This is a genomic window from Haloquadratum walsbyi C23, assembly GCF_000237865.1.
Lineage (GTDB): Archaea > Halobacteriota > Halobacteria > Halobacteriales > Haloferacaceae > Haloquadratum > Haloquadratum walsbyi.
On sequence record NC_017459.1, the window covers coordinates 930,606 to 950,201 of the forward strand.

The 19,596-nt window shown below is 47.4% G+C and carries 14 protein-coding genes and 2 pseudogenes; 5 read left to right on the forward strand and 11 right to left on the reverse strand.

What is annotated here, in order from left to right:
* The first annotated feature begins 77 nt into the window (after nt 1–77).
* From ppk1 to HQRW_RS04060, 5 genes and pseudogenes are all read left to right on the forward strand, one after another.
* Nucleotides 78–2,306, forward strand: a complete 2,229-nt coding sequence (gene ppk1 / locus HQRW_RS04050; protein WP_231852410.1) for a polyphosphate kinase 1 — start codon at nt 78–80, stop codon at nt 2,304–2,306.
* 115 nt (nt 2,307–2,421) lie between these two features.
* A pseudogene (locus tag HQRW_RS14825) lies at nt 2,422–2,584 on the forward strand (transposase); the annotation flags it as partial.
* Entirely contained in the window at nt 2,581–2,793 is a 213-nt protein-coding gene (locus tag HQRW_RS14830) for a helix-turn-helix domain-containing protein (protein ID WP_077260057.1), read from the forward strand. The pseudogene HQRW_RS14825 and the gene HQRW_RS14830, both read left to right, overlap by 4 nt.
* A gap of 297 nt (nt 2,794–3,090) precedes the next feature.
* Nucleotides 3,091–4,218 (forward strand): annotated as a pseudogene (locus tag HQRW_RS04055) (RNA-guided endonuclease InsQ/TnpB family protein).
* Nucleotides 4,219–4,345: 127 nt separating this feature from the next.
* Nucleotides 4,346–4,690 (forward strand): zf-TFIIB domain-containing protein, encoded by a 345-nt coding sequence (locus HQRW_RS04060; protein ID WP_014555565.1) that lies wholly within the window; start codon nt 4,346–4,348, stop codon nt 4,688–4,690.
* Between the two features lie 372 nt (nt 4,691–5,062).
* Here HQRW_RS04060 and HQRW_RS04065 read toward each other — a convergent pair whose 3' ends face one another.
* The 11 genes from HQRW_RS04065 to HQRW_RS04115 form a co-directional block, all read right to left on the reverse strand.
* Entirely contained in the window at nt 5,063–6,085 is a 1,023-nt protein-coding gene (locus tag HQRW_RS04065) for a disk-shape morphogenesis protein volactin (protein ID WP_014555566.1), read from the reverse strand.
* Between the two features lie 169 nt (nt 6,086–6,254).
* Nucleotides 6,255–7,235, reverse strand: coding sequence for a DUF7139 domain-containing protein (locus tag HQRW_RS04070; RefSeq protein WP_231852412.1), 981 nt, complete (start codon nt 7,233–7,235; stop codon nt 6,255–6,257).
* A 406-nt stretch (nt 7,236–7,641) separates the two neighbouring features.
* Nucleotides 7,642–8,505 (reverse strand): DUF58 domain-containing protein, encoded by an 864-nt coding sequence (locus HQRW_RS04075; RefSeq protein ID WP_014555568.1) that lies wholly within the window; start codon nt 8,503–8,505, stop codon nt 7,642–7,644.
* A complete protein-coding gene (locus HQRW_RS04080; RefSeq protein ID WP_014555569.1) occupies nt 8,502–9,461 on the reverse strand; it encodes an AAA family ATPase in 960 nt (319 codons plus the stop codon). Before HQRW_RS04080 ends, HQRW_RS04075 begins: the two co-directional genes overlap by 4 nt.
* A 359-nt stretch (nt 9,462–9,820) precedes the next feature.
* Nucleotides 9,821–11,008, reverse strand: a complete 1,188-nt coding sequence (locus tag HQRW_RS04085) for a DUF7502 family protein (protein ID WP_065757383.1) — start codon at nt 11,006–11,008, stop codon at nt 9,821–9,823.
* An 89-nt stretch (nt 11,009–11,097) separates the two neighbouring features.
* Nucleotides 11,098–11,709: a hypothetical protein gene (locus HQRW_RS04090; protein WP_014555571.1), complete on the reverse strand. Its 612-nt coding sequence runs from the start codon at nt 11,707–11,709 to the stop codon at nt 11,098–11,100.
* Complete coding sequence (locus HQRW_RS04095) at nt 11,706–14,105, reverse strand: vWA domain-containing protein (protein WP_014555572.1); 2,400 nt, start codon at nt 14,103–14,105, stop codon at nt 11,706–11,708. Before HQRW_RS04095 ends, HQRW_RS04090 begins: the two co-directional genes overlap by 4 nt.
* A complete protein-coding gene (locus HQRW_RS04100; RefSeq protein WP_014555573.1) occupies nt 14,105–15,901 on the reverse strand; it encodes a vWA domain-containing protein in 1,797 nt (598 codons plus the stop codon). Before HQRW_RS04100 ends, HQRW_RS04095 begins: the two co-directional genes overlap by 1 nt.
* 112 nt (nt 15,902–16,013) lie before the next feature.
* Entirely contained in the window at nt 16,014–16,706 is a 693-nt protein-coding gene (locus HQRW_RS04105) for a haloacid dehalogenase type II (RefSeq protein ID WP_014555574.1), read from the reverse strand.
* A 313-nt stretch (nt 16,707–17,019) separates the two neighbouring features.
* A complete protein-coding gene (locus tag HQRW_RS04110) occupies nt 17,020–17,877 on the reverse strand; it encodes a methylenetetrahydrofolate reductase (RefSeq protein WP_011571031.1) in 858 nt (285 codons plus the stop codon).
* A 180-nt stretch (nt 17,878–18,057) separates the two neighbouring features.
* Nucleotides 18,058–19,572 carry a hypothetical protein gene (locus HQRW_RS04115; RefSeq protein ID WP_014555575.1) on the reverse strand — a complete coding sequence of 505 codons (1,515 nt, stop codon included), beginning with the start codon at nt 19,570–19,572 and terminating at the stop codon, nt 18,058–18,060.
* Nucleotides 19,573–19,596 lie beyond the last annotated feature (24 nt).

A 19,596-nucleotide genomic window follows, 5' to 3' on the forward strand; every position in this document is an offset into this window, starting at 1 on the left:
AGATATGGAGATATGAGACAAACGGTCGTTAGTGACTTATATTAGGATGGATGCCTTTCGATTACGAACCCTATCTCATGAGTTCTCCTGATATCACAGACGAGAAGTATTATCTCAACCGAGAGCTATCAGAACTCGCATTCCAACAGCGTGTGCTCTCCGAAGGGCTTGATGCGCGCAATCCGCTGCTTGAACGTGCGCGTTTCCTTGCCTACTTTACAAAAAACATGGACGAATTTTTCATGAAACGAGTTGGTGGGTTGAAACAACAAATCGAGGCAGGAGTCACAGAGACAACGCCAGATGGTCGAACTCCAAACGAACAATGGACAGAAATCCTCGATACAGCGCGACCACTCTTTCGTGAGCAGACTGCTTGCTGGGAAAACGAACTCAAACCACAGCTTGCAGACGAAGGTATCCATATTCACGCCCACGACGAACTCACTGAATCACAACAAACACAACTTCGTAATCATTTTCAGACATCTGTCTTGCCAACGCTAACTCCACTTGCATTTGACCCCGCACACCCATTTCCATTTATTTCAAATCTTTCCCTGTCACTTGCTGTTCTCTCTCGTGAAACAGATAAAAATGATGAGGAACTTACATTCACTCGGATTAAAATCCCACAGAATCAACCACGATTCGTTGAAATTCCGGAGATGAGTCATGGCTATATCCTTATTGAGGATGTGATTGAGGCAAATCTCGATCTTCTCTTACCGAATGTTGACATCATTGATGTTTCGAAATTCAAAGTTACTCGTAATGCAGAGGTTCGACGCGATGAGGAAGTCGCTGAGGATCTGATTAACATGATTGAGGAAGTGCTTGAGCAACGACGATTTGCAACGGTTGTTCGAGTCGAAGTTGCGGCTGACATGCCAAAGCAATCAATATCTGTGCTGAAGGAACAACTCAATGTGACCGATGCAGAGGTATTCTATCGTAAAGGTCCAATTGATTTCCGCTCGCTATTTGAGCTTACTAAAATTAATCGTTCAGATCTCAAGACCCCGTCATGGACACCACAGCCTCATCCTCGAATCATGCGTGGTCCAGGTGTTGATCCTCGTGATGAGCCCGCAGATGTCTTTACTGAGATTCAAGAAGATGATATTCTTGTTCATCACCCATACCATTCATTTGAGGGCACTGTTCATCATTTTTTACAGGCTGCTGCACATGACCCGGATGTACTCGCGGTGAAGGCTGCTATCTATCGAACAGCAAGCGACTCAAAGGTTATTCAAAGTCTGATCGATGCTGCTGATAATGGCAAGCAAGTCGCAGTCATGGTCGAACTTAAAGCTCGATTTGATGAACAAAATAATCTTGAGTGGGTACGCCGACTTGAAGAGGAGGGTATTCATGTTGCTTATGGAACTGTTGGATTGAAGACCCATACAAAAACGGCACTGGTCGTTCGACAAGAAGACAAGAGTGTACAGCTGTATTCACACGTCGGAACCGGTAATTATCACTCTGAGACCGCAAAAGGATACGTTGATCTTGGTGTTTTGACCTCCGATCCTGGTATTGGACAGGATCTTACGAAGGTATTCAACTCTTTTACTGGTCCAACGCTCAGTAACCAATTCCGGAAGCTATTGATTGCTCCCGTGACGATGCGTGAACGCTTTACCCAGTTTATTCGTCGCGAAGCGGAACATGCACGTGCTGGGCGTCCTGCTCGTATCGTGGCGAAGATCAATGGGCTTGAAGATCCTGATATCGTTGCTGAGTTGTATCAGGCGTCAATGGCTGGTGTCGATATCGATCTTATTGTCAGAGATATCTGTCGTCTCCGTCCAGGTATCGAGGGTGTGAGTGACAACATTACCGTTCACTCTATTGTTGGTCGATTTCTCGAACACTCACGCATATTCTACTTTGAAAACGGTGGCGAGCCAGCATGGTATACTGGGTCTGCAGACTGGATGACACGTAATCTTGATAATCGTGTTGAAGCGATTACACCAGTCGATGCCACACACATCCGCCGACAGCTTCGATATATCCTTGCAGTAACACTTACCGATAACCGACGGCGATGGGTAATGAACAGTGACGGTACATATGATCAAGTTACTCCTGACTCGGATGGAGCAGTTCGCGACGCACAGACCATTTTAATGAATGCAACGACAGATGCCGTTGAATCAGGTAGTGAATTGGGGATATCTACCGAGGAAGGAGTTCTTGATCGCGCACTGTTAATCGAGACACAAGATGATACAGCCTCTTCAGAGCAAACATCAAATGAACAACAGAGTGTTGCAAAACATGACTCAAAATAGATTGAGTGAACAGCTTCGAACCCCTATATAATTGCTGAAGATCTAAGCCGGTTTGGTATCAGTAGACAGCAGAGGGCAGTGAAGTACCTCGGGAACAAGCCCCTGAGTCTTCACTTCTGTCAAGTGTGCAACTGCTCGACGCATCCACAACGAGTACGAAGACGAAGTTAAAACCGACCTGGGGCGACTCCTTCTGGAACAACTCGTACTGTCTCATCTCGACAGGACAAGTCTCACTGGATGTGTTGAAAGAGTGCGTCGAAGACCAACGAGCATGAACTACAACTACAGGTATCGCCTCAAACCGACCGAAAGCCAGCGTGAAACGCTGGATTACCACCGCGATACCTGTCGCCAACTCTACAACCACGCCCTGTATCGCTTCACCCAGACCCCCGAAGACCAGGGCACCGTCAAACAGCGTGTCCGCACGATTCGTAACGAGCTTCTTGACCTCAAAAACTGTCTCTTACCCACAAGTTCGTGAAGTCGTAACCGGACATTTCAGACGCTCTCAGAGATATTTTGAACGCAGAAAATCGAGGCGAGAAGCGATTCAGACAGTGATATCGGCTGTGGGGGTGACAGAACGCCGGTAATCAACTCCACTACAATTGTTCCAAAGAGATGCTGAAACTGTAGATACCGAGGATTTCAGTCGTGCTTGCCGATCCCGATCCCGTTCCGCTAAAATCCTGACCCGAGTTGTGGGTAAGAGACAGACCTCAAAAACTGATGGGACGCACTCACCGACATCTACTCGAAGACGCTTCAACCCACCGTCATGCGGATTGCGAAAAATATCAAAGCACTCGGGAAACTCAAACAACAGGGCTACAGGGTTGGTGAACTCCGGTGGAAATCACCACGCGAGTTTCGCAGTTTCATTTACAACCAGTCTGGCTTCGAACTCGACAAGAAGGGTGGTCAGACCGTGTTATCGTTGTCGCTGTCGAAACTCGATGATATTCGTATCGAACTTCACCGACCCCTACCTGATGATGCCACAGTCAAGCAAGTCACGCTCAAAAAAGCGAAAACCGGCGAGTGGGTCGCTATTTTCGGCATCGAGATGGACACAGAACCACCAGCCAAGCCACCGCTGGAGGATATTGACACTGGCGAGATGGTCAGGATTGATATTGGGATTCTGAAGTATGCCCGCGATACAGACGGCACAGCAGTCGAATCACTCGACTTCTCGGAAGAACGCGACAGAGTTGAACGAGAGCAACGGAACCTCTCGCGCAAAGAGTACGGGTCGAACAACTGGGAGAAGCAACGTCGGCGTGTTGCTGAGTGGCATCTCGACATCAAACGCAAGCGGCGTGATTTCCTGCACAAACTCTCAAACTACTATGCTCGGGAGTACGACTTGGTGACCGTCGAAGACCTCGACGTGAAAGGAATGCTGGAATCGCCGCGTAACAGCCGCAACATGGCTTCGGCAGCATGGAATACCTTCACCGATATGCTCGAAACGAAGTGTGAGCGTGATGGCACGCACTTCGTGGAAGTTGCACCCGAAGGCACCACAAAAGAATGCGCTCAGTGTGGGTCGAAACCGACAAACAGCTGTGGGTATGTGAACATTCTTGTCTTGCCTGTGGCTTCGAAGCGGATAGAGACGCAAACGTAGCGTGGAACATTCTTTCTCGCGGACTTACCGACATAGGAGTGGGTCACTCCGAAGGTACGTCCTCAGAATCGCGGACCGATTCTGATGTGCGAACGAGAGCGAAGCTCTCGTCGACGCCTGTGGAGACTGTGCTCCCTGTGGGAACCACGGTGGTTCCTGCAAAGCGCGTTCACCAGACTCCGTCTGGTGGGCTGTCAGACGCAGTCTGACAACGTCGTGGAAACAGGAAGCCCCACCCTCAGCGAGCGCGTCAGCGCGAGCAGGGTGGGGTAGTTCACTCTGCCCCTGAGTAATTTCAGAAGCTGAATTCATCTGAACACTTCATGCCTAGTTCATAATTGATTATCAAATGAAATGATGGGGGGGAAACAAAAAGTACCATGGAATAGAAGAACAATTTATGCACTGTCCGCGCTGTGGAACAGAGCTCACAACCATCTCTATCGACGGTGGGTCAACAGCAGTGTACTGTGACCAGTGTGGGTTTGCAAACATTGAGACGTCGCCAGCATCAGTTGAACCAGAATCAGAAACGTGGGATGATGCATTTAAGCGGTTCCACGATGCTACTGCTGATACCAGTACTGATACCGACGCTGAGGATGTACAGAAAAAACAGAATGCATCCATGCGTCCGGATGACAACTCCAGCATGGATACAAACTCTCATGCTGGGTCTGACTCGGACTCAGATCAACCCTCCAAAGATGCAAATGCAAATGACGACGACGGAGACGGGGGATAATCGCAATCACACCGATCATGGCTCTAGTAATTAACTGCGAAGTTGGATATACAGGTATGAATTCAGTTATCAAATAACCACCCGATTGCGTCGTAACTTTAAGATTCGGTATGCAGTATTAATATTAATTAATTTTTGTGATGTAAACTGCCATCTCAAGATACATTCTCGATAGAGTATATTAGAGAATGAGATTGAATCTCTGGGAATTGAATATAAAAAACAGCCATCCCTGAGGTGCAAAGATAGACCTGTTTTGCTTGATAATACGGCGATTTATTCGTTCGTGACACCTTTTTCACAGATGAACTGCGAACTGATTAATTACAATCCGTTGGCATTGAACTCAGACCGGCATCACTGCGTTTTTATTCACTCAGAGGAAGGCGACGGCTGACTGACGGTCGAACCATCAGACTCTTCTTCGGATCTCGCAGCAACAAGTGCTCCCCGAGCAACGCTATATAGCGGATCATCAGGACTTTGAACATCGCTGATAGAGAACGGAATCGAAACGTCACGAAGATGTTTGTCGAATAGATCCTCAAAGCCATCTGGATTCGAAGTCCCTCCTGTCACGACGACAGGCACATCAAGATTCTCCTCAATATCTTCCTCGTCAACCTCTTCAGCAATCTTGTTAATGACGTAATCGAGCATATTCTCATAGTAAATTGAGAGCGCTCCCTCAACACCACCAACATCAGTTGTGAAATCAAGCGTAAAGTCGTCTTCTTTTATTGATGTTATTTTATCAACTGGCGTGCCGGTTGCTTGTGCAGCTTGTTGGTCAACCCAGTCCCCACCGCGAGCAACAGAGAATTTCATCACAGGCACAGCATAGTATGACAAGCAGATATTCGTCATACCAGCACCAAACGAAACGCCAAGTCCTGTAAAGTTGTTCCCCGCAAGTTCGCTGTAAATGACAGCCATTCCCTCATTAATCGGCTCTGGATCATATCCCATATCAGATATCATCGATTCGAGCGTTTTCTGATGATATAGTGTCGACACATCTGAGTCGATTGGATCCGCTGGTGAGGAGAAAAATAGCTTCTCATCTGGGATCGACGGGTCACCAGTCACCTGTTCAGTGATCAGTTTGATCATCGGAATTGCCGATGACTCATCACTTGAGAGGATTCCAACCTCCATCGGTCTGCGTGTTTCTTTATTAAATATGTTCGCGAAATTAAGAGCGTCGTCGCCGACGACGTACACCTTATCATCCTTCCGGATATGGAGTACTTGACTTCGCGATAGCATCTGTTCTGCCATGTCGCTGTATTCGATCTCAACGAACGAGTTGCGCTGCTGAACAAACTTCGTTCCGTCATCCTCTTGCTCAGCAGACAGAATGTTCATTGTACCGACATCTAGGCCTTTGGCCATATCATTAACTCAGAAGGAATAGATAAAAATCTTCACCGTTTCTCCTCATCTTAACTGGTGCTGATATACGTTCATCGAGACAGTATCCTCAATACATATCGATGAGATAATCGATAGGATAATAAAACAACTGTAAATGATGATATGTAATTATATCGGCACGCTACTTTCAGCGAATGAGTGACTGAATAAATCGGCGAATTCGCTCGATCGGACCTTGATTCGCCGGTTTGAGTGGCGATGGCTTGATTGGTCCGTCATAATCTGCGTCTGATGACGGTTCATCCTCATTCTCACCGACTGCATCTGCTGACTCATCAAGATTTGCCCGAAGGTCTGCGAGTGCCGTTGCCTGCTCAGACGTGCCTGATCCGCTTTCGGTTTTACGTTTGTCTCCCCGAAGACCCTGTAATCCCTCGACGGCGTCGTCAACGCTCCCTCCACGGGACTCCTTCACTCCTGCTTTTGTCACGTTACGTGCATCATATTCATCTTCGTTAGCCGTGAACTGGAGCGTTTGACCATCATCACGCTCAACACCACCCCAGTTGAGTTCGGCAGCCGCCATTGCACTCTCGATCTGTCGTTCGACGCGTTCATCAGAAATCTCATCCTCCTCATCCTCAGATTCACTCGTTGTTTCGGGGTTGTCCGTCGCTGATTCCTGTGTGGCTGTTGCATTTACCACCATCTCAATTCGATATCCAGAGAGGGCTGTCCCGGCAGCTGTTAGCACGATAATAGCACCAATCGCGTAGACACTCACAATAAGACTACTACTTTGATTCCACGCCGCTGCTCGTGGATATACAGCAGCAAACTGCGCAGTTGCGAGTAGACATGCAATAACGCCGCCAGTTCCAATCAGATCGACACGTCGCGAAACTGGCAATAACACTGCCGTTGAAAGTAGTATAATCGGTATTCCACTTGCGCCAGCTGTTACAGCAACCTCTCGGAACACGTATTTAATTGGTCCGAAACTCGAGTATGTCGTGCTCCACAGGAACGCGACGATCGACACGAGGACCAATCCGACACCAATGAAAAACAGGCTGAATCCGAGATATACCTCACGCCGATCTTCAATCGGTCCGATAAACTGTCGGTATATCTCTCGGAAAATTGCGCCTGGATCCTCTTGCTGCATATCTACATCGACCGCGAGAAAAGCTAAATATCTTCGCCTCATTGCACCTCACCCCTGCGCGTATTGAGCCAAATTGTCTGACAAATGTCTGACGGTCCTCACTGTGTAACCGGTATTAATGCGCTCGCGCGCAACCGTATGAAGATGAAACAAAAAGATGACATTGATTTATTTCCTCTCGGTTCTTTCAATCGCTCCACGAGAATACACATCTGAAAGTAAGGAAGGACCCACTGTCCGCAGTCAGATTAATCACCAGGCATACTCAGCCGTGAGCGCGGGACTTCCTGTTTCTATGACGTGCTTTGCGTGTATTCCCACCCTGCTGTGCTTTGCGCTTTGCGCTTTGCTACGGTACTTCTTGAGGATGGGGCATAAGCGCCTGCAAGCTGGTAAAAACCATTACTTATCCAATCCATGTTGTTGCGAACGCATCGAAGAAATCCTGATCTGTCGGAACAAACGCATGCGTTATGCGTAATCGCTGTGTTCGAGCTTCCACATCATTAATAAATGCATCAACGCGGTTACGATACTGCTTAAGAAGTCGTCCACCGAAATATGTTCGCTGACTCACATCAGATTCTACCCCCTCAAAAATTGTATCACCAGCAGGATTAGGATCAACTTCTCCCGGTGCAAGTAACTGAATGAGAATTACATCATTTTGTGCAATTGATGCAAGTCCACTCTCAAGCGAATCAAGATCACCCAGACAGTCTGTAATAATGACAATGAGCGACCGTGAATTGATTAGCCCAGCATATGACTCCAACGCCGTGGCGAAGTCTGTCTCCCCCCTCGGTGTTGTCTCATTGACCCGATCGATTAATCCAAGCACCTCTCCACGCGTTGATGTCCCAGCATCAAGTCGTTCAGGTCGGTCTCTGAATATTGAAAACTTAAAATCATCATGTGCTTCGGCAGTAAGGTATGCATACCCCAATCCAAGTTTCGCCCCAAATTCAAATTTATGTGTGTCAATATCTGGATCACCATAGTCCATCGATGCACTCGCATCGACAAGGACGTGGACTGTTAAATTTCGTTCTTCCTCAAACTGCTTAATATAGTACTCTCCTGTTCGTCCATAAAGTCGCCAATCAATGAGCCGCGTGTCATCACCTGGTGAATATCGCCGATAATCACTGAACGTGAGTCCTTCACCAACATCGGGTGACTCCTGTTCTCCACGTTGAATTCCTGTTGCTTCCTGCTCGAGACTCGCGTCAAATCGGTCAACCTCCTCAAGAAATGTAGGATTAATCACGTATATGCTGTAAGTAGATTATCAATCACATCATCGGTCGACATACCCTCACGCTCAGCACGGAAGTCAAGCAAAATCCGATGTCGTAACACCGGACGTGCCATTGCCGCAACATCGTCCCATGAGACATAATTACGACCTTGGAGGAATGCCCGCGCTTTTGCAGTTTGAATAAGTCCCATGCTGGCACGTGGGCTGGCACCGAAATCTACATTATCTGCGGTTCGTGTTGCTCTGACAAGTTCGATTGCTTGATCACGAACGTCATCCGCAACAGGCACCTCCCGAACAAGCGACTGTATTGTTGAAAGTTCATCACGCGTTAGCACGCGGTCAACAGGTGGAACAGATTCGCCCTCTGCATATAGGGTGACAATATCACGCTCTTCAGCTGCAGAGGGATAATCTAAAACAAGCTTTAATAAAAATCGATCAGTTTGGGCTTCTGGAAGTGGATACGTCCCTTCTTGATCAACTGGATTCTGGGTTGCAAGAACAAAAAATGGGCGAGGAAGATCATATGTCTCACCAGCTGCTGTCACCTGTTTTTCTTGCATTGCTTCAAGCAATGCTGCCTGCGTCTTTGGTGTCGCCCGATTAATCTCATCTGCAAGGACAACGTTCGCAAAGATAGGCCCGCGTTCAAAAACGAACTCGCGTTCGCCACCTGCTTCGCGAATTATTTCTGTTCCAGTGATATCTGATGGCATTAGATCCGGCGTGTTCTGCACACGTGAGAAGTCTAGGTCAGTCACGTCAGCAACTGTCCGAATCATTGTCGTCTTCCCAAGACCCGGATTACTCTCAAGAAGCGCATTCCCGTCTGCGAGAATACAGACTAAAAGCTGCTCAACAATTGCTTTCTGTCCAATAATCCGCTTACTAACTTCTTCACGAACGCGAGCAAGACGACCCTGTAATGCGTCGATATCGACATCAATATTGGTCTCACTCATCGGTCTAAATACTCACTATTCATATCTCGCTTACGAATAATATTGGTGTTGATTCCGGCATTGGCGTTAGTTATCATTATTATTATAATTCAATCTGTTTAATATACTACTATGATTATCAATTAGACTCAAAAGCTGGGCAATTGACCAATATGGATATACAATATATGGTATAGGCATATAATCTAATGGTGCCCAAGCGCATCTATCCTGTCGATGAATACAGTGAAAACTTTGTGGCTTCTGTCTGAATTCAAACCAAGTCACGAACAAATTATGTCAAGTATCCTATATTTATTCTGAATAATGAACATCAACCAGATATGCACTTCAAAACCGCCAGAATAGTTCATTCAATCTCAAGACGATGCTGTTGTATCAGTTTGATCACTGTTGTCTCGAATTGCGAGGTTGTACTCTCGAATAAGCGCTGCATTTTGCACAGCTTCATCGCTATCAAAGGCGGCTTGCTGAGTTTGGACGTCCTCAGCGCTAAAGCCACTGTTTGTGTATGCGGTGGGTGAGTCACGATCAGCGTTTCCTCCACCATCGGACCCACTCGTGGAAATAGTCGCGTTCTGTGTTTGCTGCCCCTCACGAATACTCGTTTCATCACCAAGGATTGAAGACCCATTCTTCAATCCAGAGTATTCAGTCTCCTCACGATCACCAGCAACAGTTACTGCTGAGTCTGCTCCAAATTCGTCAAGTGATAAATCGACGACTGCTAACTGCACTGTTGCTCCACTGAGAATCATGAGAATAACGACAGCCGTTGCAACTCGCCGAAGGTTGATTAACCCAATACTTGAAGCTTGGTTGAGTCCTTTGAGTACGTCATCGTATAATCGTTTAACGATTGCTGATTGCTGATTTGCTTCAGTTGCATCACGGGCGGTCTGTAAGGACTCCTGTAGTGATGGGTTTGCGGCTGCAAATTGATCAACCAAGGGGCGTCGAATCCGAATCCCGACCTCGATTGGAATAATAAGCAATCCAATCCCAACTCCAAGCACTGCCCCAGTTGCAATGGTCGGCTCCGTAATTGTAATTGCAATAGTATCTCGGAGTATTGTCACTATCGCTGATGGGATTGGAACACGGGACGGCATCCCTAATGGAATCCCGACAAATAATAAAATAATATTTATAAGAAGTGTTACAATAGCAGCATCAACAACTGCATAAACAACCGCAATCTTGAACCCTTCCTTACGGATCTCAGCAAGTGCACGCTTAATTTGTTCTTGTTGGGTCTCTATGCCACCACGGGACTGTTCAGCAGATACCTCGTCAGTTAGTTTGTTATTTCCGTTCTCACTCACTCCACCAGTGGGTGCGTTAACATCCGGATTTGCGCTTTTGTTCGCTGTCTCATCAACGGTCGTTCGTGTCAGTGCGTCTGTATCGACACTCTCATCAGGCGGAGCTTCACCGATTCCAAATGGGTCAGGATCAAATTGAGATGACTCCGGGTCGGTCTGTTCATCTTTGCTCTCATCTGTGTTTTGATCGTCATCAACGGGTGAGTGATTATTATCTGTCATGTGATCGGTGCATTAGTGCGTGAGTGGTATATGTTAAGATATGCCGTACTACTCAGTATGCATATCAAATATATATTGATTAGTGATGTTCAACAGAAACCTGGTTTATCTCCCTCAATCTGTGCGCAGGCACGATCAACTCGTGATCTCAGGAGGTCATTTTCGTTTTCAAGCCGGTCGTTTTCACTCTCGAGACTCGAAACCTCGCCTTCAAGATCTGATACCTGCCCTTCAAGATTTGACACTTCATTTCGCAGATCCTCGGCTTCGGACTGGAGGTCATCAACTTCACCACGGAGGTTTTGATTGACTGACTGGAGGTTTTGGACCTCTGATTCCAGTGAATTAGCCCGACGCTCTGCGGCTTGGAGATCTTGTTCTGTATTCGCGAGCTCTGTTTGTGTCTCTGATAATTGCTGTTCAGTTTGCTGAAGATTTCCAGACACCTGTGAGACATCTCCGCGAGCCGTTTCCAATGACTCGTTTAATTCCTGCATTTGTTCTCTCGCTTTCTCCAGATCCGATCGAGCCTCGTTCAGATCGTTTCGGAGTTGCTCGTTTTGTGATTGAAGTTGACTATTCTGTGTATCAAGCCCTTCAACCGACTCCTGGTAAAATAATGTCGCCCCAGCAGTGCCAGCGATAGTCAGACACAGTATGAGAACTAATCCAATATTAATTGACCGGCCAATTATACTCATGTGAGTCCACTCTCCTGTTGCGTACGACCCTGGTACACTTGAACCCGCCGAATTACAACCTCAGTGACAAATATAACGAGTGCAAGAATTATCAATACCCATTCCCATCGCTGTTCAACATCACGAACTCGGGTTGATTGTTGTCTTGCAAATTCCGCAATCTCAGCGGTGTCACTCGGCTCAAACTGACGACCATCGGTTGCTCTGACCGCCTCACTCAGGGCTGGCGCCGTTCCAAATCCGGCGTACTCGGCAGGATAATTTGCAGCATATGTCGCTCCGCTAATTTCTTTGAACCCTTCTGTTTCGGGTGTGACACTTGCACGGTAGACACCATCACGAACCGCACGGAATGAGGCTGAGGCATTTGTTGGTGGAGAGTCCCCACGGTATGTGATTGTGGCTGGTGATCCAACACGAGTGTCATCAGCGCCAGTTACCCCTGTTGTCTTTCGTTCTGGATTTCCAATCGCATAATTAACTGATTTAGTGACGAGTAATGAGTCTGGTTCGTTGAGAAGTCCACCAAGACCACCACCCGATTGATATGCTGTGATGGTCGCAACACGTCCGAGTCCATACCGCCATGCGGCAACTGCTGGGTCTCCATTTGAGCCAGCAACGAGGAATGTCCCTCCGGGGCGAACAGACACATCATTTACTTGATCAGGCGTTGCTGTCACCTCAGCACCACTTGTAATGAAATGTCCTGAATCAACAATCGTCAATCCTTCTCCGTCAAATTGCCGACCACTCCCACCGAATAAAATCCGAAGACGATCAGTCTCATTTGCTTGGAAATACGTCCCGCCAGAGATATCCGCGATTTGTTCTAGCAGCGGTTCGTTCACGCGCTGTCCTGCACCAACGGTGATTACACGTACTCCTCGTCTTCCAAGTGACTCCGCAACGACTGTTGCCCGACTCCGAGCGTCAACACCATCGCTAATAAGGATGACTGTCCCACGCTGTCCATCAAGCATCTCCTCTGCACCACGAAGTCCATTCGCAATATTTGTTCCACCGCCAGCGCGGAGTTGTCGGATACGTTGGCGCGTGGTATCACGATTTTCAGTAAGTTGCTCAAGTCCAACTACCTCGTAGGCCTGTCGATTGAACCCAACGACCCCAACACTTGTTGAATCACCTAATTGACCAAGTGCATTGAGTGCAACTGCTTTTTGAATTTGCATCCCACTCCCGGTACTCCCGGAGACATCTATTGCAAGAATGACGCGTGCGCTTCCCGGCGTCCCTTCACCAACTTGAACTGGAAGTATTGTTCCGATTGATGATGAATCATATCCACCACCCTCGAAACCATTTGGACCTCCGAGCATGAGAAGCCCATTTCCATCAATAACAAACCGCTGGAGTCGCTCAATATTTCCGAGATCATCTGCTGCTGTATTCTGGACGACAACTGCATAGTATGGATCCAGCGTTTCAGGGACGGAACTAGCCGTTTCAACGGTATACAACTGCTGAAGATATGATTGCAGTGGGTACTCTCCCTGTGACACATACAATATTGTTGGTTTATTGACAACACGAATTGTTGATCGAGCGATATTGTTCTGTGAGTATGTGTCATCATTTTCGATTGCCGCGGTAACTCTATGTGCACCAACTGACTCAAATGTATGTCTCACGGGAATACGTCCAGTTCCATTATCAAGCGTCTCCTCTGTAACCTGTTCACCATCAATACTCACCGTCACTGTCACTGGGTCAGTCGCTTCCACACCGCGGACTCTCGTGAGAATTTGACTTTCGACACCAACACTTGTCTTTGAGGGACCGGTGAGTGTTACATATCGTTCAGTCTGTGTCGAATCAAATGCAACGGTGCTGATGGTTGCATTTATTGACCGTGCAAATTCCGCTGTCGCTGATAACGATTGTCCACCGGTTGCCTGTCCATCGGAGACAACGACTACTGACCCATTTTCTTGGAGATTCGCAGCAATCCCATCCCCAATCGGTGAGCGTTCTCCACGGGCGATTGTTGAGACAGTCGCTGGTATTCCTTCAGATTCAATCCCTTCGACTAACTCTTCAGTTTGGTTTGGACCGACAGCAGTGCTATTTGAACGATCAACGAGTAAGGAGACAGATGGATCGCCTGTGGTCTCCATTGTAATAACAGTGAATGGACCAGCGGCTGCGAAGACGAGTAGTGCAATAACTGTGATTCGGGATATAGCAAAAAGCCGTCGACTTCGCGCTGATGCGGTCCCTGACGCACGATAATTGATGAATCCAATGACGGCTGCAATCGCAATTGGTAGAGCGATGAGCGCAAGTGGTCGATTAAGTCCGACGACAATATCACCAAACGATGTCCGAACACTGAGCGGGACATCATAACTTAGCATAGTAATATTCATTATCATCATAGGTCACCTCGCCGCCGAAGAAGCACAATTTCTCCAATAATAACAGTAGCTCCGCCAAGAACAACTATCCACCCGAGTGGACGAGGAACCTGTGTCTCTCGCTCACGCGTTTGAGCATCAATCTCCGATGATTGCTCATCAAGTGATTCAACCGCGACTGCAGATTCAGTACTACTGTATAACGATACACCACGCTGGGATCCACCGACAGAATAAAATCCGGTCTGATCAAGTGAAATAACCTGCCCGTCGATAGATTCACCATCTGGCGTCTCAACTGCTGTCACGTTCTCAAACTGTAATTGTGCCCCCGTTTGTTGATTAAGTGTCGATAATGGTTCACGACCGGCGAGATAAAATATCGCTCGCTTCCAAAAGACTGGATATTGGTAATTGAATCGGAATGGATCATTGTCGACAACGCTTCCATAATATAATACCCGTCCGTTTGCCCGTCTTTCTGTTGCAAGGATTGGAGTTCCATCTGTTGTTGCAAGAAGTGACTGCCCTCCGGTTAGTGACCCAGTTAGGTATGTTTCCGGTGGCGTAAATCCAATTCCTCGTGTAAGCTCACTTTGCTGTGGTCGGTCAAGGGCTGGATTTGACCCTGTTCCCTGTGGGTCAATTAACAGGAGGTCACGGTATGCCGCTGGTGGCGATTGCTGTGCGATGACGCCAACACCACCACCATTGGCGAGGACATCACGCCCTGCTTCAACATTTCCGTCGAGAAGACGCTCTGATTCAAGATCACTATAGAGAATCACATCATAGTTATTTTGAACCGCTGTCGGTGGTTGTGCAACCGTCAATGATACCTCTTCAACTACAGACAGCGCTGTCGTAAGATAGCTATTCGGGTCATTACTCAATAATAAAACGTTTACTCGCTGGTCTGATGGCGCAGCTATATACGCGACATCGTCAATCGAAAGATCATCACTCGGCGTTAATTGAGCGCGACCACCACCAGCGGGCACTGGAAGTGTTACTCGCTGCACACCACCGGGAGTAAGTGTTAATGATATCTGAGATCTCCCGAGTGTAACTGTACGTCTAACCTCTCTATCGGCAAAATTCTGTATAGTTAATGTCACATTTGATCGGCTGAACGATCGTGCGGTGATGCCAACGTTTGCCCCTCCACGATCAAATTGCTGAAGTGATACTTGTACACCCCGCGCTTGCGCTGATTGAACAGCCTGGCGCCAACGATCACCTGCAAAATCGCTAAATACAGCAATCCGTGCGTTTTCCCCCGCAATCGCAGTTGCGCGTGAGATTGCTGCATTGAGATTCCCGGGCGCATCAGTTGGGCGTAACTCTGCTAGTGTTGTCTGTACTTCTGATGCGCCGCCAGACCGAAGCACAACCGATGATGTAGATCCAGCGAAAATAACGGAATTAGTGCTGCTTGTCGTTTCCCTCGCAGCAGCTATTGCAGCTGTAAATCGTGTTCCATCACCGGTATTCACTTGCATACTTGCACTCCCATCAATCACAAGTATTGTTTCAGAGACAGTTTGTGACTCTGCAACAGAGATGTACGGTCCAGCAATTGATACGGCAAGCAGAATGACAACAAGAATTTGCAACAGCAATAACAGATTTTGCTTGATTCGGTCAAACAGCGGTCGTGAGGCGTCCTGTTGCGTGTCTTCAAACAACAGCTCAACCGTTGGTAACTCAACACGACGTGGATCAGGTTGAATAAAATAAAGAATGAGAATCGGTATGAGTGCTGCGAGCGCCATAATCCCGATGGGCGCGAGAAACACGTCCGAAAGTACCATATCCCGATTCACGGAATCCGGCGGTATGCCTCTTTCGTCACTGATTTGCGAGCATCAGCCTAATCATGTCTTCGCTCTAATATGACCAACCAATGATGCTCAGCACACGCATTCAGATATTGAGAGCATCACACACACCAGTGAGTGTCTCAACGGTAAGATGAGGACCAGGACCGAACGGCTCAGACGGGGTCTCTTTCCGATTAACCCAGACTGCCTGTGTGCCAGCATGCACAGCGCCGACAATATCAAACCATCCTGCAGTGATATGAGCAATTGCACCAATCGGCGTTCCAGTCCGTGCTGCACCATGTCGATACAATTCCGCAGCAGGCTTGAATGCCGACACCTCTGCGGCGCTGATTACCCCAGCGATAATATCCCCAATCCCGGTGTGTTCGACCATTGTAGATAACATCTCAGGATTTCCGTTCGATAGAACATAACAGTCGTACCCAGCTGCATTAAGTCGCTCAATGCTATCACGCACGTCATCAAAAACATCGAGTTCATGATATACAGCAAGGATCTCATCGCGCTCGCTCGATGATAACGCAACGTCGTGTGCATCAAGTGCGTACTGAAGTGCGTCTCGATTCATCTCATAAAATGACTGATATGTATCAATCTGATTTGCAATAAAGGTGTATGCAAGTGAGCGTGATCGCCATAGTCGTGAGATCGGTCTTGGACTTTCAACACGTCTGTTAAGCGCTTGTTCAGCTGCCTCAACATCAACGAGTGTACTATACGAATCGAATGTAACCGTTTGAACCCGGTCAGGGTCAAAATCTGCTGGCATCATTTATATACTAACAAGCATACTGAAAGAGGTTGGCGGCAGTGTCGAATAATATAATAGTTTCAGTATTATCGAATGATCATGAAGATGTTTGATTAATACAATCTCGACACATACAGCAGATCTGAAACGACCGTAATCGGCGACGTGAATTCTGGACACTGACGGTGGTAGACACATACTCCATCAGTTTCTGCAACGTCGTGTTCTCGGTGGGGATTATCTTGATTTATTTTCACGGAAGCAACAAGTGAACCAGGTGAAGTACCCCGAGTACGGTAGCGCGGAACTCGCGCTGCTTTCCATTTAGCCTACCTCAGGCAAGCCGAGTCTGTCGCCATGACTCGAGATCAGGTGTTTGATTGAATGTATAGATGTGGACACCGCGGATATTATAATACTCATCTTCCACGTATGGGGAGAGCCCATTAATAAGATCATCAGGCTCATAGACACCCCGTGATCCAATAAGCTGCCGAACAAACTCAAAAACGCCTGTTGTTTTTCGAAGGAATCTGATTGAATCGCCAACGCCGACCTTCTGTGAGATTTGAAGGAGCTTTTGATAGTTCATCACACCAGGAATGCCAATCTCAATTGGAAGGTCTACACCGCGTTCACGTGTGGATTCAACCCATTCGAGGATTGTCTCCGGATCATAACACAACTGTGTCACAATGTACGTTGCATGTGGTGCCTTCTGATCCATCGCCATTGCGAGTTCTTCATCTTCAATGAAATCATGTCCTTCAGGATAACCTGTGATCCCGATATCCTCGAACGAATATGGAAGCTCGTCAAGCACCTCTAGCAGGTCGTATGCAGACGTAAATTCACCAGCGGGCTCCTCCCTATCGCCACCTGGTATAAAAACATCGTTAACACCGGCATCGCTGAGTCGTTCTGCGATTGACGCGAGTTGTGCTTCATCTTCGACGTATCGTGCAGCAATATGTGGGACAACTTCGTATCCCTGAGCCGCTGCTTCTTCTGCGCGCTCAACGGTTTGTTCAATGCCTAGCTGTGGCGATGTTGTGATTGCAATGCTTGATCCGGCTGGCAGTGACTCCAACTCGTCATTGAAACTGTCGAACGGCATCAACTCAAACCGTGCTCCCCTCAGGAGATTGCTTACACCATCTTGATCAACGGCGCTTTGCGCTCCAAGTGCCATGTTTAATATAAATTGTATACACCCATATTTTGCTCTATGGGTGAGTTTACCAACCCATTTATAAATCCAAAATTTTGTGGGTCTAGTGTTTCCCCCAAGCCCAATTACCGATGCTGATGCTCGGCGACCGACTTTGCGTAAGACTACAGATATAAATATACACCATCGAATAAAAATATCCTATTTGTCAGCATCAACGCCAGCCGCACTGACTCCCGAAGAGCTTCCAGATCTTGTATGTGCTGATGTCTTTGACTGTGTTTGTGCACACTGTTGAATTCGCGTCGCAATTGCCTCGTAGCTCACGCCACGGTCAGGGTCAGGTCCCCCTGATAACCGTCTGAGAACCAGATCAAGGATATCCAACTGATCAAGCAGATCCCGCGTCTGTCTGTATTCAATCCCAAGTCGCCGTTGCACCTCATATACTGTTCGCGAACCAACAACTGCATCGATAACATCAGCAATCTCGAGATTGCTTGGTAGTCCTGCACCATCTGTTACAAGTTGTTCATCTGCAATCGACAGTGTTTCGACTTTATCAACCTTCCCCGTTACATCTGACCGTGGCGTGTGCGTTTGCTCATTAGGATTCGTATTAGCAACTTCCTGATCAGTTGATCCGGTGCTCACATTAGCCAACGCATCTGTATGTGTATCACTATTTGTGTGCTCACTGCCAATGCGCCCAATATCATCTGATGTCGGTTCACTTTCTATAACCTCCTTCCTCTGGGAATCTGTCTTCTTGCTTTGATCGGTATTATCCGTATTATTATATTTTGTTGGAGAATGAACGCCTGCCTCAATCATATATCGCCGAACGGTCTCGCCTGCAACATCAAGTTCAATTCGATCACTCATTTCAGAAAACGTATTACACCGTTCATACAACCGCTGAAGGTACGTTTCATCTTCATATGGCGGAACAGAGTCATCACGGACCTGTGATAATTCATCTTCGACTGTGACATCAGCAGCGTCAGTCTGACAGGCATCGGTATCTGCAATTACCGCTGAATTATCAGCTGAATTCGCCCCGTCATTTGAGCTTATTACTGATCCACCAAATACACCCTCAGCTGATGATGGTGATTGTGATGACCCCGATGACCGCCAACTCCTCTCTCCCAGCTGTGTGTTATCGCGATCAGATTCAGATTCAGATTCAGATTCAGATTCAGAGTCACCTTCACCTTCACCTCCACCTTCACCTTTAGATTCACCATTGCGCACACCTAGCGTAGACGCAATCGTATCTGCTACATCAGATGAAGACTCAGCATTCGCAGTATCCTCACCAATAGTCACTTCGATGCGTATAACAGCATCTCCATTTAATATCTCTGCGCCGGTTGGTTGCATCTTAACCGGAGTATCAATCTTTGGTGGTTGTATTGACGGGAGCGTGTATGATACGCATATATGCTCATCTGTCATCTCAGCTGCAATTGGAGTGGAATCGATCCCATATTCAGATTCAGAACCGGTATCTATGTGTTCATCAGTAGCGTCTGTCGATTCCAACTGTGGTAACAGCGGCATAGATATTGTTGCAGTCAACAGCTCAGCATCTGCTTCGGATTTTGTTGTTGATGTTGTTGCCTCAACCTGCCGGACAACATTACCGTCAGACTCGAACTGTTCGATCACACGTGAGAGAGCGTCGAACGATGACTGCAACTTTGTCGACATGTACAAACTATACCATAGTATGTG